The following is a 14,556-nucleotide window of genomic DNA, read 5'->3' as shown; positions in this document are numbered from 1 at the left end:
TCGATTAACTATTTCAACATAGAGACAAGCATACTATGAGTAATAATAAAAAAGAGAGCAAGGCAGTAATTGGGCTACAACAAAGCTGGGCTAGTAACATCAGTGATTATATATTGCTACGCCGCGAGCAAACGTATTTAGCGTATAAGGCAACGGATGCAAAAGCTAATACTGATAGTAAGCAAGTCGATAAAACAGAAGAAAGTAATTTATTCACCGCTCTATTCGTTATGTTAGCGACTCACTTGGAAGAGGGGCATACTGTATTGACCATTGAGTCCTCTGAGCATGAGGAAGCATTGCAAGGTCAAATCAATGATGAGGCAGTTACGCTATATGCTTGGCAGCAACAGTTATTAGAGATGCTAGCAATGCCAATCTTTGCGCTGATAGATAGCAAACTAAATACGCAATCAGAAGATGACTCTATAACTGAAAGGTCGCTATTCGTATTGCTAGACACGCTATTTGATAAGAGAGATCAGCTGTGGATGCAATTGGCGCTTAGCAACCACGAAAAAGAGGTACTAACCAAGCGTTTTGACATGATTGCTACACTATATCACTTATTGAAAAATACGGACTTAAGTTTTTTTATGCGCCTAGTTAACGAACACAATTTGTTAGCTGAGGTTAATAGTAGCATTAATAATAACGATAAATTAAATAGCCTAAGCAAAAAAAATCAACCTATTATTTACAAACAGGTTGACAGTCGAAAAACAGAAGGTTCAGCAGTATTAATAATTTTTTGGCTACATCGTGCATGGCAAGCAGAATTTAACTTAGCACAGCACATTAATACTATTTTAAATCAACAGATAATCCCTCTAAATATATCAATACCCAAAAATTTAAACGATCAGCAGATAGCAGCTATTAATGTGACTAATAATAATGCATTTAGTATTATTACTGGTGGTCCAGGTACAGGTAAAACCTATACCGTGGCTCAGTTAGTCATTGCGCTGCAACAAGCGACAGAGAGTGGGGGATACAGGGCTGGAAATATTAGATTCAGTACAGATAGTGCCAGTCTGGCATTGGCAGCACCAACTGGTAAGGCCGCCCAGCGCATGCAGGAATCTTTACAAGCTGCTCTCGATGCAGCAGATATTGATCTACAGTTACAAGAAGCTAAGACAATCCATCGTTTGTTAGGTATTGGTCGGACGGGTAGACCGCGCTACGATACTAACAATCCACTTGGCGAAGATATTATCATCGTTGACGAGGCGTCGATGCTCGGGGTCGAGTTGGCTAATTATCTCGTAAGTGCAGTGAAACCAGGTGCAAGGCTTATATTGCTAGGCGATGCGAACCAACTAGCAGCAGTCGATGCAGGAGCAGTATTGGCTGACTTGTGCCATATCCCACTGTTACAACCCATTCATGCAGAATTAACCGAAAGCCGCAGGTTTAGTGCAGAATCAGGTATTGGCAAACTTGCCTCCCAAATTAATCAGGCAGAGGTAGATACGCAAGCCATCTGGCAGCTGTTAAGGCAAGATGAAGCCTTGAGTTTTCAATATGTAAATACGCTGCAAACAAATGAGTTTAAAGATAATAAGACAAGAAATAGCCTAAGCAATAAGGAAATTATTTCAAAAATGTCGCTAAAATATATCAAATATATAAGTAAAGTAAAAGAACTCCTAAAAGATCCAATCGAAAAATCCATGCCAGAATCAGTAAAAAATACGATTACATCATTAATGGAGACATTTAATGAGTTTAGAATTCTAAGTGCTGGTCATAATGGTGAATGGGGCGATCACTACATTAATAACTATCTCACTCAATGGCACCTAACTGAACTAAAGCTACCACTGGGTCAAAACACATGGTTCCATGGCCGTCCTGTGATGGTTTTACAAAACAACTACGAGTTAGGATTATTTAATGGTGACATTGGTTTTTGCTTACAAACATCGGATGAAAGAAGTCGATTAGAAGTTTTTTTCGAGAATAAAACACAGGGGATTCCCGTCAACCTGCTAAATGAAGAGGTGATTGCCACCGCATATGCGATGACCATTCATAAATCGCAAGGATCTGAGTTTGAGCACGTTGCCATTACTTTTGATAATAGTCATGCTAGATTGCTAAGCAAAGAGCTTATTTATACGGCGGTGACCCGTGCTAAGAAACAGGTAACCATATATAGTACAAAATCTGCTTTTGAAAAGGCTGTTCAAACACCTACTGAGCGCCATACAGGTTTGGCATTACAGTTTTCTCAGCGTTAATAGAAAAATGCTCAGAAATATAAAAAGAGGACTAGAGTTGCATACCTTTGATACGGTGCTAGAGTATATTAATGAAATTATTTATAAACCCAACCAATTCATTATTGCTTCAACTAAAGAAGAGCAACAAAATCTAGAATATGCTGCTGGTACATTTGAATTAATGAACAGACTGACTGTCAAAACAGTTAGATTCAGAGTAGCTAAACAAACACCTACTAAAGTAGGGCAGTTCGTTACCTTTTGGGAAAAGGATTCCAAAGGTATTAATCAACCTTTTCAATATGATTCGTCACCAGACTTGTTAGTAATCACGACATTTAAAGACAACCATACATTGGGGCAGTTTGTTTTTCCAAAAAATGTCTTGCTTAGACATCATATTCTTCAGTCTCACTTTACAAAAGGTAAGATGGGTATCAGGGTGTATCCTAGCTGGGATAAGCCAACCAGTAATACCGCTAAGAAAACACAGAATTGGCAACTCGATTATTTCTTCGTGGTGACTGGTACAAACATACTGCCTACAGAAAACATACGGGCTTTGTATGAGTAGCAAAATTAACAGTAAGTGCAAAATCTAAGCAATAAAAAAGCATCCAAATCGGATGCTTTTTTTGAACTCAAATATAGAACTTAAACTTTGTCTTCTTTGATGGCATAGATGCCAGGCAGATGACGCAAGTAACCATGGAAATCCATACCACAGCCATAGACATAACGATCTGCAACATTGATACCGACAAAATCAACATCAAAATCTTCAACTTTACGATCATGCTCTTTATTAAGCAACACACAACACTCAAGTGATAAAGGTTTTTCTTTGCTTAATTCTTCGACAACTGTTTTTAGCGTGATACCTTCATCAAAAATATCGTCAATCAGCAATACATGCTCACCTTCGATACTAACATCAGGTTTGAATTTCCAATCTAGCTCATTGGTGCCTGCATTATCACGATAGCGTGATGCATGAATATAATGCATGCGATGGTAGAACGTCAAATGAGTCAGAAGTTGACCAGCTGGAATAAGTCCACCATTCATAACAACCATAACGATTGGGTTTAAACCAGCATAATGTAGGTTGAGCTGGGCGGCAAGGCGCTCATAAGCAGCGGCTACTTCGATGCTACTAATAAGGCACTCTGAGTTGCGTAATGTTTTTTCAATTTCTTGGTTGCTGATTTGGGTCATCGGGTGCGCCTTCGGTAAAAAGTGCCGCTTATTTTAGCAAATTTTAGTGAATTTGCCCAATACCATCTGTCTTTTGAGGCAAAATTAATCAAATACTGGCATTTATTCCGGCTTTTCTACGATGAAAGGGCGGTAATAGTTTGCTAAACGATTTAAAGAGCGATCAGGTAGGTCGGGTAGCAACTTATTTAAGGCCATACTCATGCCTTTATCAATGGCGGCTTTGGCAACTGGGACAGCTTTGCGTTTAATCATGCCAAGTTTCAGCGTTTCAGCATAGCGGCTGATAAAATGAGTCAATGTCTCTTCATTCATGGTTTCAAGCGCTGTTTTAAATGCTTTCATATCTACTTGCTCAGGTGTGATAGCAGCAAAGCCTTTTTCGATGGTTTGCGCATCTGCATCAGATAATTTGAAACCCACTCGTTTTACACCTTCATTATCAATAAACGTCGCCCGATCTCTCAAGAAATGAAAGCTTGGCATTACTTCTTCGTTATTCTCTTTACCGAGTAAGATGTTAAGCAGCGTATCTGTTGCTTTTTCAACTGTGCCAACAATTTTGCGCATCGAAGCTTGACGTTCAGGGTTTGGAATAATATCTACCAATCCAATCAACAAATTGTCGATTAGATCACGTGCTGTTTGATGCGTCAGGGCATCACGATATGGGTAGTATTCCACCTCCTCATTTGAGGCAATCACTTGCTCAGCGTCAATGATTAATGCTTTCAATTTATCTGAAGGTACAAACCCAAAATAATGCGCCATGGTGCTTCCTTTATTTGTTGTTTTTCATGTTTAACCAGCGTTACATTTGTCGTTAAATCAGTTAGTATCTAAATGGGTTGCAGTCAAAGACTCACCATATGCTGACTAGTGACATGTGCTAACGATAGAATGCAAAGCCTTATTAATGGATGATGATACCACAGTACTTCTATAAACAGCCTTTGGACAGGTGCGCTAAGTCACTAGTCGCCGACTAATTTAACATATTTTTTATATTCTAAATTAAAAAGCTTGAACTTATAAGGCTACCTATTACTTGTCTAAGGAGAGATAAGATGAATAGTGCAATCGTGCTAGTGTTTGCTGTTGCCGCGATGCTTTGCGGTTATCTGTTTTACTCAAAATTTATCGCTACTAAAATCTTGGCATTGGATAACAGTATCCCCACGCCAGCGCATACTATGAAAGATGGGGTGGATTATATTCCCACCAATAAATACGTGCTATGGGGACATCATTTTACTTCAGTCGCAGGAGCAGCGCCGATTATTGGTCCTGCCATTGCCGTTATTTGGGGCTGGGTGCCTGCTATCATTTGGGTAGTATTGGGCACGATTTTTATGGCAGGTGTCCACGATATGTCAGCCATTTGGGCTAGTATGCGTAATCGAGGTCAGTCGATTGGCTCGATTGCCGGTACCGTCATGGGTACACGTGTACGTAGCTTGATGATGATCGTTATCTTCTTATTATTACTCATGGTAAATGCGGTATTTGGTGTCGCTATTGCTAATATGATGATAAAAACCCCGTCCGCTGTGCTACCTGTTTGGGGGGCTTTGATAGTCGCCTTTATCATCGGTCAGTGTATTTATCGCTATAAGATGAATCTGGTTTGGGTATCAATTATTGGGGTCACGGCTTTATATGGACTTATCTACCTTGGTCCTATGTTCCCTGTTGTATTGCCTGAGACATTCTTAGGCTTACCTGACAATGCCGTTTGGATTATTATCTTGTTTGCTTATGCGGCAATCGCTTCTTTATTACCGGTGTGGATGCTCTTGCAGCCGCGCGATTACATCAATGGCTTACAGTTATTTGTCGGTCTAATTTTGTTATACGCTGCCATCTTTATTGCGACGCCGAATATTGTCGCGCCAGCGATAAACACAGCATTGCCAATCGGTACGCCATCTATGGTGCCTTTATTGTTTGTGACCATTGCTTGTGGTGCAATCTCAGGTTTTCATGGTTTGGTGGCAACGGGTACGACATCTAAGCAGATTGATAAAGAAGAAGATGTACGTTTCGTTGGTTACTTCGGTGCCATGGGTGAGGGCATGCTAGCACTTGGTGCGATACTCGCGGCAACAGCAGGCTTTGCAACCCTTGGCGACTGGCAAGCAGTGTATCAAAAATTTGGCGACGGCTCTATTGGTGCCTTTATTGATGGCGGTGCGACCATATTGAATGCAGGCGTCGGTATTGATATGGTTTTATCACAGACGATGCTGACGGTAATGGCAGCATTGTTTGCGGGTACTACGATGGATACTGGGGTACGTCTGCAACGCTATATCTTCCAAGAGTTTGGTGAGATTTATAAACTGCCCGTGCTGAATAAGAGTGTGGTGGCAACATTGCTTGCCGTTGGTAGCTGTTTATTATTAGCCTTTGGTGCTGGTGGCATCGATGGTGCTGGCGGTATGATTATTTGGCCGTTATTTGGCACGACGAATCAGCTAATGGCTGCACTAACCTTGATGATTGTTACCGTTATATTGTTACGTAAAGGCAGACCTGTGTGGTATACCTTGGGGCCATTGTCATTCTTACTGGTCATGACGGTTTTTGCGTTATTGATTCAGCTAAAAACCTTTTTCAATGACGGTAACTGGTTACTTATTATTATGGATATCATTATCTTGATAGCCACAATCTTAGTAACGTTTGAGAGTTTATCAGTACTCCGTAAAGAATGGTCGATACACAGAGGCAAAAGTAATCTCTAAACCCTCTTAAATAATTAATGAAATGTCAGATAAAACGCTAGCAGCAATTGCTGGCGTTTTTTGTCTCATATAGGCATGATAGTTAATAAGCATCCGAAAAAGAAGAGTGATTATGGAAAACACGGATATGACAAAGCCTATAAAAAATATTGAGCCATGGTGGCAAAGATTTGCGGCAGGGTTAAACGAGTTTTATCATGCGCCTTATCGTCAGACAATGGCACGCGCCGCGCGTGATGAAGAAGATTTTTTCATGCTACTCATGTTTGCGGAAAGCTTAGGTATCGACAATCCGGCAAGCTTTTATACGCTAGAGTTGCAGCCTTTGTTTTTAGAAAACTTCCATGAATGGCATACCAGAATGGGTATGGATAGATGCCCTTTTGACCACGTAGGTTGCTGCTAGTTTCCTTTGAATTCATTAAAATGAGATACAAGTATGGCATTACACCCTTTACCCGCATTGGTAGAGCAACTGGCAAAGCAGCCGATTATATTTATCGGTGGCAAGGGCGGTGTCGGTAAAACCACCACTGCCGCCGCACTTGCCAGCTATTATGCCAACCAAGGCAAAAAGACACTGATTGTCTCGACCGATCCAGCACACAGCTTGGGCGATGTGTTAAACGTCCCGCTCAAAAACCAAAAAACAGTAGTAACTTCTTGTCTAGATGCTATTGAACTAAACCCTGATATCATCGTCGATGAGCATTTTTCCCAAGTTGAACGCACCATTACTTCCTATGCAAACCCAGACATGATGCCAAAAATTCGCGAACATCTACGGCTATCAAAATCAGCACCTGGCGCACAAGAAGCCGCGATGCTCGAATCCATGTGTCAGCACTTGGTTGCAGCAGCAGATGCCGGCTATGAGCATATTATTTTTGATACCGCACCGACGGGACATACACTGCGTTTATTAGTGCTGCCTGAAATGATGGGGGCATGGACGGATGGATTGCTAGCGCAGCAGCGGCGGCAGGCAAAACTTCGCTCAGTGGCAAATCATTTAGGCAGTCATGAACAACACAATAACAAAAATGACTTAGCTAATCCATTTACCACAAAAAAAACCGACCGCTGGGAGCAAGCAGTATCTGTACTAGAAAAACGCAAGCAGCTGTTTCGTCAGGCAGGGTTGCTACTGCATAACCGTACACAAACCGCCATTGTATTAGTGATGACGGCTGACGTATTGCCACTGGCTGAAACAAAGCGGGCGATAGCTCAGTTAGAAGACAGTAAGCTCATGCCAGCCGCCATCGTTATTAATCAGTTGATAGCACCAACTCAGTCTGATGATTTTTGGCAGCGTCGTGCTGAACGCCAGCAACAATTAATGCAAGATATTGAGCAAAGCTTTCCCAAGTATCCGCTATATTCTATTTATTTACAGCAAACCGATGTGCGTGGTATTGAGGCATTAAGCGCTCTTTTAATAAACGGATTAGATTCATAGGATATATGACCATATAGGTAATCTCTCTCTTTTTAAAACTTTAAAGTAAATACAATAAAAATTAACTATAGTATGGATTTATTTGTTTACTTATTAGGATGGGAGATTATTTTGCAAAAATTATTATTAGTTGGGGCGTTGTTTTTTGGAGTCACTTTTATATTTGGATCATTAGGGGCATTTCTTGAAGGAAGTTTAATCGCTGGATTATTAATGCTAATTGGAGGAATTTTACTATTACCCCCTGTTAAACGATTGATTATAGATAAAAACCCCAGTTTAAGCAGAGGTAAAATCACAGCAGTAGGATCTATCTTGATATTTATATCAATGTTCTTTGTTTCATCAGATGATGCAAAAAAACTGATGGCAATGAAGATCAAGCAGTAACTAGAAAATCAGTAGAAGCGAAGACCGAGCAGAACGTTACAAAGCCTAAACCTAGTACAGAAGTTGAATCTTCTACTGAGGTTGTTACAAAAGAACAGTCGGTTGAAGTTACTAATGATAAACAAGCTAAGATAAATAAGATAATGGAAGTGGGTATTACGCTTGGAATAACACCAGAGGAATACGGTAATAAGTTTAACAAACTCACCAAACGTGCAGGTCTAAAGAAAACGGTTTGGAGTGATGTTGGCTTGAATTTGAATAAGCAAGAGTATCTTGATACTTTCGTTGTAAATTATCCTTCTGACATAACATTAGTGGGAGCTGTAGATAAAAACGGAGAGCTTAAAAGCTTAGAATATCAAATCAATACCAGTGACTTAAATACGACTAACGCTGCAAGTATAGGTTTGATCTTTTCGTTCTTATCTGGAGCATCAACTAGTATATTAAGTCCTGATCTGTCAGATGATGAAGCATTGGCATTTGCGGCTGAACTTATAGGAAATACAGTTACTGAGTTTTCCAAGACAGAGGAACCTCAAATAAAAGTTGAGATTAAGGGCGATAAAGCTTATATGGTTGAAGCTAATCAATTCATGCTTACGTTTAGAGTAGAGCCTGAAGCAAGCGACAATCACAAGGACTAATAATATCAAAACAATCCCTGATTGAATGTATAACAAGCAAGGCTACTCACGATTACGTGACTGCAACTTACCTGAAAGCGACCATGCCATATCTGCGCGTAATAGCTGCGCTTGTTCAGACTTACCACTACTGAACGATGACCATTGCGGTTTACCACGAGCTTTTTTTAGCTCACTGGGCAATTTATGTGTCGGCCATGGTGTGACAGTGGCGCTTTCGTCATCTAACGACTGTTCAATACTGGATTTCTCACCTTTATACAGCAATTGCGTGGCATCAGTTGCAGCATGACCACGATGGCGCAATGCTGTCAATAAATCTATGGCTCGAGTGGCCAGCAAGGTTAGGGTAGCAGGGTCGATATACAAACGTTTTACCCCAGTGATTCTATCGGCAATACTACTGGTATTAGATAACAGCCCACCTGCGATACCACCAATGGCAGCACCCAACCCCAAGGTTGTACCAAGAGCGGCCGCATCAATCCCTAAGCCTAATAGTGCACCAGCTGCTGCTCCAGAAGTGGTGCGTATGCCATAGCTTTTTAGCAGTTCAGGGTCAAACGGATCTTGTTGATAGGCTTTTAGCTCAAGCGGCGTTGCAGCTACGTCATTGTCATAAAATTTATATAAATTGAGCAAGTTGTTCTGCATCGCCCGTTCGCTCTGTCTGACCGCTTCTTGCATTTGCTGTAATACTGGCATTGGGTCATCATCTTCACTAATCTCACGAACAAAAGCAGCAACATTGATTAAAAAATCAGCAATGATAATGTTGGCCTCGTCATTTAGCTGTGCCCAGTCTTCAGTGCGGCGCGCCATTAATTGCTCAAGCATCTCTGAGTGGGTGAGCATGGTGGCTAAATTTTGCCATAGACGCATTTCATCGTTAAATTCAAAGGCAACAGAATCAAAGCGCGTTGAGATATGTAAATTACGTCTTGCCAGCATGGTCTGCCACTCATCTATATTGGCATCCTGAGCGTCAGTGAAATTAAATACTGGCATCACAGGAATCGCTGCCCAAGATAAAATAGCTAACTCGTCTTTATATTTACCGAGTACCGGCTCACGTGCATCGACGACATAAATGACCATATCACTTGCCAGCAGCTGCCGAATCACTTTGGCCTCTTGGCTATAGTCCTCATTGCTATTTATATTTAGCGCATCACCACCTTGGGCAATGTCTGCTGCCAAAAACTGTTGCAAACGCTCAATGCCATCACGCCGACTGGCGGTATTGTCCTCTAACCAATCCATCAATCCTGACGCATCTTCTAAACCCGGTGTGTCATACAATACCACCAACACTTCGCCCGTTTGGTTGTCTGTTAATTTGGCTTGCTCTACATGACGGGTAGTTGCGGCTTCGTTTTTGACTTCACCAAAATAGACGTCACGCAATAGTGTACGCAGTATGGATGTCTTGCCCGTATTGGTATGACCAACGACGGCCAATTTTAGCGGTTCACCACTGGCGATGGTTTTCCTTGTCATACTTGTCGTTGTTGATAAAGATTGATTGTCTTGAGTTTCCACTGACTCAGTTACAGCTGATTTTAAAGTGCTGTTTGCGTTATTAGGGGTTGCCTCATAAGCCTTATCTGCAAAGAGACCAGCAGGCTTATTGTGTTCATAATTATCTTTTTTATTATCATTATTCATAATATCGTCTTATATTTATTAATGATCAAAACATACATTGGCTTTTATTGTAGAACAAATTGTGTGCTATTTCGGTATTACTACTGACCATCTGTCTTAAGTAACTGATAATCCCAGTTTGGCTAGTCAATCAAGTATTCACTAGACCAATGTTGCGGGCAGAGAGTGCGGTTTGCCACTGCTGATAACGAACATCTTGATAGTCTGCAACCTGATTGGTTAACTCTAAAGCGCTTGAATCACTCAGCAGCTGCACAATGAGCCCATCTTTTGCATGGCGGGCGATTTGATCAAGTTTACGCAATGTGCCACGGTCAGGTAAGGCTTTATGATGAATACCAAGTAAGACCTGCACTGGGTGACTGTCTAAATACGTCTTCAAACGTGCCATATCGTCACGATCATCAACGATACCGAAATTCTCTATCTCGCTATTATTAATATTGGCATCCAGACCTGCAAGCCACCAGTTATCCTGCTCTGCTGGATACTCAAGCAAAGCAACCAGCTTCTTGCCAGCACTGACCGCTGCTTTTGGCGCAATAGGCGCAGGCACTTCATTAAAGTCATCAGCATCTACCACCTGACGTTGCCAAAAGTTTAAAATCTTTTGATAATAAGGCTGCTTGATGTCCAAACGCATCTTTTTACGACGGAACATCAATGCGCAAAACGCCCAAGCAATCGCTCTTGGCACAATACCGTACATCAGCAAACTACCAACCAATAAGCCTGCCCATTGCCGCGCAACAGTCAATGGCATCGCATCAGTCACCAAGCGACTCTGTACGATAGCGGTGCTGTCTGGCACATCGAATCCCACCATACTTGGTAACCAGCCGAGTACCTGTGTCAAGGTAATTAGCGCTTGATCGGATAGTAAAGTCGACTCCCAGCTAAAGCTATACTGACGCACAATCAACAGGAAAATAATCGCTAGCAGCATGCCCGTCAACGTTGCCAGCCATAACTGATGACTAAATCGCCCCAAATACCAGCGCATCCCGCTATGCTGTAATTGGCGCTCGTACAAGTCGACAGCCGCCTTGGTAACATCGTCTTTACCACGTATCAGATAACTGGGACTGACAAAATTGGCAAACCAATTCGAAGACTGCTTGCCTTGATTAATCAGGGTCATCACCAGCCAGCCTAACAGCATAATAGTATGAAAACCCAGCAAGCAAACCAATACATAAAAGAAATTCACCACATTGGTCTGTAGTAAGGTGAATAAGCCCAAAAATCCCGAGAGACACCACACCACGCTCATGACTACCATGATGCCTTTGATACGCCCGTCAATTTTGCCCAATACTCGTGCCAGCGCACCGTTACTATCGATACGTGAGGCTCGGCGGTGCAATTTTTGAATGGGTTTGCCATCCTCACCTTGTAGTTTTTCCGTGATAAGTAGCGGGTCAGTGGCAAAGACATGTTGCTGCGTCTCAAGCGTGCGTACCAACTCAGTCAATTGATCTTGGGGTGATAGCATAATGCGATAACATCCATATAAAGGCGTTTATGTAGGAGACAATTCTTGATTATTGTAGCGTATATATGAGGACACGCCTTCGCCAAATGTTAAAAAATGAACATTTATTAAGCATTTTTATCATGGTAAAGACAATAAAAATCAGCCAAAATGAATAATGAACGAAATGATAATGACAATAGTGTAAAAAAACAGAGGGTGAAAAAACGCTGTTAAAGAAAATCCAGAAAAGGAATCATCATGAATAACAGAACGTATCTAATCGTTGGTGGTACAGGCGGCATTGGTAGAGCGATGATTGAGCAATTAGTAGATGGCACTGCCAGTGGCAATAAGGATGAGAATGCGAATACCGATAATGGTGGAAAACAAGATATCCATATATTTGCCACTTATCATCGAAACATACCTGATTTTGAGGCTGACAATCTGCATTGGATATCCATGAACCTCTGCGACGAACAGAGTATCCAACAAGCAGCCGAGGTTATTCAGCAGCAAACCACTCATATTGATTGGATTATCAATTGTGCAGGGTTATTACATACGGCGACGCAGCAGCCAGAAAAAGCGCTGCGTCAAGTTGAGACTGATTTCTTTTTACAAAACATGCAAGTGAATGCCTTAGCCAGCTTACTCATTGCCAAGCATTTTAGACCACTATTAGCCAAATCTGCGCGTAGTAATGACAAGCCCGCAATCTTTGCGACGATATCCGCGCGCGTTGGCAGTATCAGTGACAATCAGCTGGGCGGATGGTATAGCTATCGTATGAGTAAAGCGGCACTCAATATGGGCATGAAAAACCTGAGTATTGAATGGAGTCGCTCGCTTAAAGACGTGTGCGTGGTTGTCATGCAACCAGGAACGGTAAATACGCAACTATCCGCCCCTTTTCAAGGTAATGTGGCTGAAGGTCAGTTGTTCTCGCCAGCCTACAGCGCAGAATGCTTATTAGAAGTGCTTAACCGTATGACGGCGTTGCAATCAGGCAGTTTTGTTGACTGGGCAGGGGAATCCATACCTTGGTAGTTTTTAGAAACTAGCTATTAATGGATAAAAAAAGGCGTGTCGTTGTCATTATATTAAAGACAATAACACGCGCTATGTTATTGATAAGATAAAGGTAATTTTCAAATAGGCAAATGCTTAATTTGCCATAAACAAGTTCATAAACTCATGTACAGGAGTGTGCTCTAAGCAGGTTTGATCGCTACAAAGCGCAAAAATATCCTGACAGCGACTGTCGATAAAACGCGTTGCTAAACTGGCACGAAACTTGGCTTCTAATACAGGAATACCTTCTTTGCGGCGGCGCTTATGTCCGATAGGGTATTCGACAACAACCTTGTCGGTACTGCTACCATCTTTAAAAAATATCTGAATGGCATTGGCAATCGAGCGCTTGCTTGGGTCATGGTAATCTTTTGAATAACCCGCATCTTCTTCTACGATCATTTTGCGGCGTAGACCATCAATTAAAAGATGGTGCTGTGCATGATAATCGTCTTCATAATTTTCTGCCATTAAATCGCCAGTTAGCAGAGGCACCGCGACCATATATTGCAAACAATGATCGCGATCCGCAGGGTTGGCCAATGTGCCTTCTTTAGAGATGATTCTAATCGCGGATTCATGAGTGGTCAGGACAATTTTTTCAATATCGTCGATTCTGTCATCAATGCGTGGATGTAAAATCACCGCTGCCTCACAAGCAGTCTGCGCATGAAACTCGGCAGGAAAGCTTAACTTAAATAAGATATTTTCCATCACGTAACTGCCAAACTCACGCTGGAAAGTAAAACGGCGCTCGTTTGCAGGTTTAAGGGCTAAGTCTTTATTGGTATGGCTAAACAATACATCATAAAACCCCCACTGCGGTGCAGAGAGTGCCCCAGGGATACCCATTTCACCGCGACGGGTAATATCAACCAAGCGTACTGCGCGACTGGTAGCGTCGCCTGCCGCCCAAGATTTACGGCTACCGGCATTGGGTGCATGACGATAGGTGCGCAGTGCCTGACCATCGACGATCGCCTGCGAGATGGCAGCCATGATACGCTCACGTGGCAATTTATATAGCTTGGCGACCACAGCGGTAGAGGCCAATTTAACTAAAAACACATGGTCAAGACCCACACGGTTGAATGAGTTTTCGAGTGCAATTACCCCCTGAATCTCATGCGCCATAATCATAGCCTCAAGCACCTCACGCATGGTTAATGGCTGATGATTGCGACTAACATTTTGTTGGCTGATATAATCGGCGACTGCTAGGATACCGCCTAAATTGTCCGAAGGGTGTCCCCATTCAGCAGCCAGCCACGTGTCATTATAATCGAGCCAGCGCACCATACAGCCGATATCAAAGGCGGCTTTGATAGGATCTAGGCTGTGGGTTGTACCCGGAACGCGCGCGCCATTAGGTGTGAGCTGATCGGCACAATCAGGACCCAGATGCTTAGTACATTCAGGGAAACGTAGCGCAAGTAGACCACAACCAAGCGTATCCATCAAGCAATGACGCGCAGTATTCCAAGCATCTGCGCTATTGGGGGAGTCGTTATCTATCGAATAATTAAGCACATAATCAGCAATCTTTCGAATCTCAATGTCATATTCTGGACGGACATTGCTTTCTACCGTTGCATCATTTTTATTTGAATGTGTTGTATCTGAATTATCATTTGACATG

Annotated in this window: 13 protein-coding genes; 8 read left to right on the top strand and 5 right to left on the bottom strand. The window is 42.1% G+C overall.

Annotation, left to right across the window (positions count from 1 at the left end):
* Positions 1 to 35: 35 nt before the first annotated feature.
* Positions 36 to 2,249, top strand: coding sequence for an exodeoxyribonuclease V subunit alpha (gene recD / locus JMX95_RS12235; protein WP_201560949.1), 2,214 nt, complete (start codon positions 36 to 38; stop codon positions 2,247 to 2,249).
* A gap of 37 nt (positions 2,250 to 2,286) precedes the next feature.
* Complete coding sequence (locus JMX95_RS12230) at positions 2,287 to 2,805, top strand: MepB family protein (RefSeq protein ID WP_201560948.1); 519 nt, start codon at positions 2,287 to 2,289, stop codon at positions 2,803 to 2,805.
* A gap of 80 nt (positions 2,806 to 2,885) precedes the next feature.
* On the opposite strand, the gene JMX95_RS12225 is transcribed toward JMX95_RS12230, so the two are convergent.
* On the bottom strand, positions 2,886 to 3,449 hold the full coding sequence (locus JMX95_RS12225) for a hypoxanthine-guanine phosphoribosyltransferase (protein ID WP_045447249.1): 564 nt from the start codon (positions 3,447 to 3,449) through the stop codon (positions 2,886 to 2,888).
* 102 nt (positions 3,450 to 3,551) lie between these two features.
* A complete protein-coding gene (locus tag JMX95_RS12220) occupies positions 3,552 to 4,220 on the bottom strand; it encodes a hypothetical protein (protein WP_055125814.1) in 669 nt (222 codons plus the stop codon).
* Between the two features lie 296 nt (positions 4,221 to 4,516).
* On the opposite strand from JMX95_RS12220, the gene JMX95_RS12215 reads away from it, so the two are divergent.
* The 5 genes from JMX95_RS12215 (at position 4,517) to JMX95_RS12195 (ending at position 8,698) form a co-directional block, all read left to right on the top strand.
* The gene (locus tag JMX95_RS12215; RefSeq protein ID WP_055125815.1) at positions 4,517 to 6,196 is read left to right on the top strand and encodes a carbon starvation protein A; all 1,680 of its coding nucleotides are present in this window, start codon (positions 4,517 to 4,519) and stop codon (positions 6,194 to 6,196) included.
* Between the two features lie 112 nt (positions 6,197 to 6,308).
* On the top strand, positions 6,309 to 6,602 hold the full coding sequence (locus JMX95_RS12210) for a cory-CC-star protein (RefSeq protein WP_193007426.1): 294 nt from the start codon (positions 6,309 to 6,311) through the stop codon (positions 6,600 to 6,602).
* A gap of 33 nt (positions 6,603 to 6,635) precedes the next feature.
* Positions 6,636 to 7,658, top strand: a complete 1,023-nt coding sequence (locus JMX95_RS12205) for an ArsA family ATPase (protein ID WP_201560947.1) — start codon at positions 6,636 to 6,638, stop codon at positions 7,656 to 7,658.
* A 111-nt stretch (positions 7,659 to 7,769) separates the two neighbouring features.
* Positions 7,770 to 8,048 carry a hypothetical protein gene (locus tag JMX95_RS12200; protein ID WP_201560946.1) on the top strand — a complete coding sequence of 93 codons (279 nt, stop codon included), beginning with the start codon at positions 7,770 to 7,772 and terminating at the stop codon, positions 8,046 to 8,048.
* A 143-nt stretch (positions 8,049 to 8,191) separates the two neighbouring features.
* Positions 8,192 to 8,698 carry a hypothetical protein gene (locus JMX95_RS12195; RefSeq protein WP_201560945.1) on the top strand — a complete coding sequence of 169 codons (507 nt, stop codon included), beginning with the start codon at positions 8,192 to 8,194 and terminating at the stop codon, positions 8,696 to 8,698.
* A 42-nt stretch (positions 8,699 to 8,740) separates the two neighbouring features.
* Here JMX95_RS12195 and JMX95_RS12190 read toward each other — a convergent pair whose 3' ends face one another.
* Entirely contained in the window at positions 8,741 to 10,366 is a 1,626-nt protein-coding gene (locus tag JMX95_RS12190; protein WP_201560944.1) for a DUF3482 domain-containing protein, read from the bottom strand.
* 130 nt (positions 10,367 to 10,496) lie between these two features.
* A complete protein-coding gene (locus JMX95_RS12185) occupies positions 10,497 to 11,861 on the bottom strand; it encodes a DUF2868 domain-containing protein (protein WP_201560943.1) in 1,365 nt (454 codons plus the stop codon).
* Between the two features lie 240 nt (positions 11,862 to 12,101).
* Between JMX95_RS12185 and JMX95_RS12180 the strand changes: the two genes are divergently transcribed.
* Complete coding sequence (locus tag JMX95_RS12180) at positions 12,102 to 12,893, top strand: SDR family oxidoreductase (protein ID WP_198329947.1); 792 nt, start codon at positions 12,102 to 12,104, stop codon at positions 12,891 to 12,893.
* A 117-nt stretch (positions 12,894 to 13,010) separates the two neighbouring features.
* On the opposite strand, the gene JMX95_RS12175 is transcribed toward JMX95_RS12180, so the two are convergent.
* Positions 13,011 to 14,555, bottom strand: a complete 1,545-nt coding sequence (locus tag JMX95_RS12175; protein ID WP_201560942.1) for a bifunctional 2-methylcitrate dehydratase/aconitate hydratase — start codon at positions 14,553 to 14,555, stop codon at positions 13,011 to 13,013.
* Between the last annotated feature and the right edge of the window lies 1 nt (position 14,556).

The sequence above is a fragment of the Psychrobacter sp. NC44 genome, assembly GCF_904846655.1.
Taxonomy (GTDB): domain Bacteria; phylum Pseudomonadota; class Gammaproteobacteria; order Pseudomonadales; family Moraxellaceae; genus Psychrobacter.
Note: the sequence above shows the minus strand (reverse complement) of the source record. Positions and strands in the feature narration are given on the sequence as shown.

Excerpts from the sequence above, each read along its gene's own strand:
- recD (WP_201560949.1), top strand. The coding sequence starts at position 36 with ATGAGTAATAATAAAAAAGAGAGCAAGGCAGTAATTGGGCTACAACAA.
- JMX95_RS12225 (WP_045447249.1), bottom strand. The coding sequence starts at position 3,449 with ATGACCCAAATCAGCAACCAAGAAATTGAAAAAACATTACGCAACTCA.
- JMX95_RS12220 (WP_055125814.1), bottom strand. The coding sequence starts at position 4,220 with ATGGCGCATTATTTTGGGTTTGTACCTTCAGATAAATTGAAAGCATTA.
- JMX95_RS12215 (WP_055125815.1), top strand. The coding sequence starts at position 4,517 with ATGAATAGTGCAATCGTGCTAGTGTTTGCTGTTGCCGCGATGCTTTGC.
- JMX95_RS12210 (WP_193007426.1), top strand. The coding sequence starts at position 6,309 with ATGGAAAACACGGATATGACAAAGCCTATAAAAAATATTGAGCCATGG.
- JMX95_RS12205 (WP_201560947.1), top strand. The coding sequence starts at position 6,636 with ATGGCATTACACCCTTTACCCGCATTGGTAGAGCAACTGGCAAAGCAG.
- JMX95_RS12195 (WP_201560945.1), top strand. The coding sequence starts at position 8,192 with ATGGAAGTGGGTATTACGCTTGGAATAACACCAGAGGAATACGGTAAT.
- JMX95_RS12190 (WP_201560944.1), bottom strand. The coding sequence starts at position 10,366 with ATGAATAATGATAATAAAAAAGATAATTATGAACACAATAAGCCTGCT.
- JMX95_RS12185 (WP_201560943.1), bottom strand. The coding sequence starts at position 11,861 with ATGCTATCACCCCAAGATCAATTGACTGAGTTGGTACGCACGCTTGAG.
- JMX95_RS12180 (WP_198329947.1), top strand. The coding sequence starts at position 12,102 with ATGAATAACAGAACGTATCTAATCGTTGGTGGTACAGGCGGCATTGGT.
- JMX95_RS12175 (WP_201560942.1), bottom strand. The coding sequence starts at position 14,555 with ATGTCAAATGATAATTCAGATACAACACATTCAAATAAAAATGATGCA.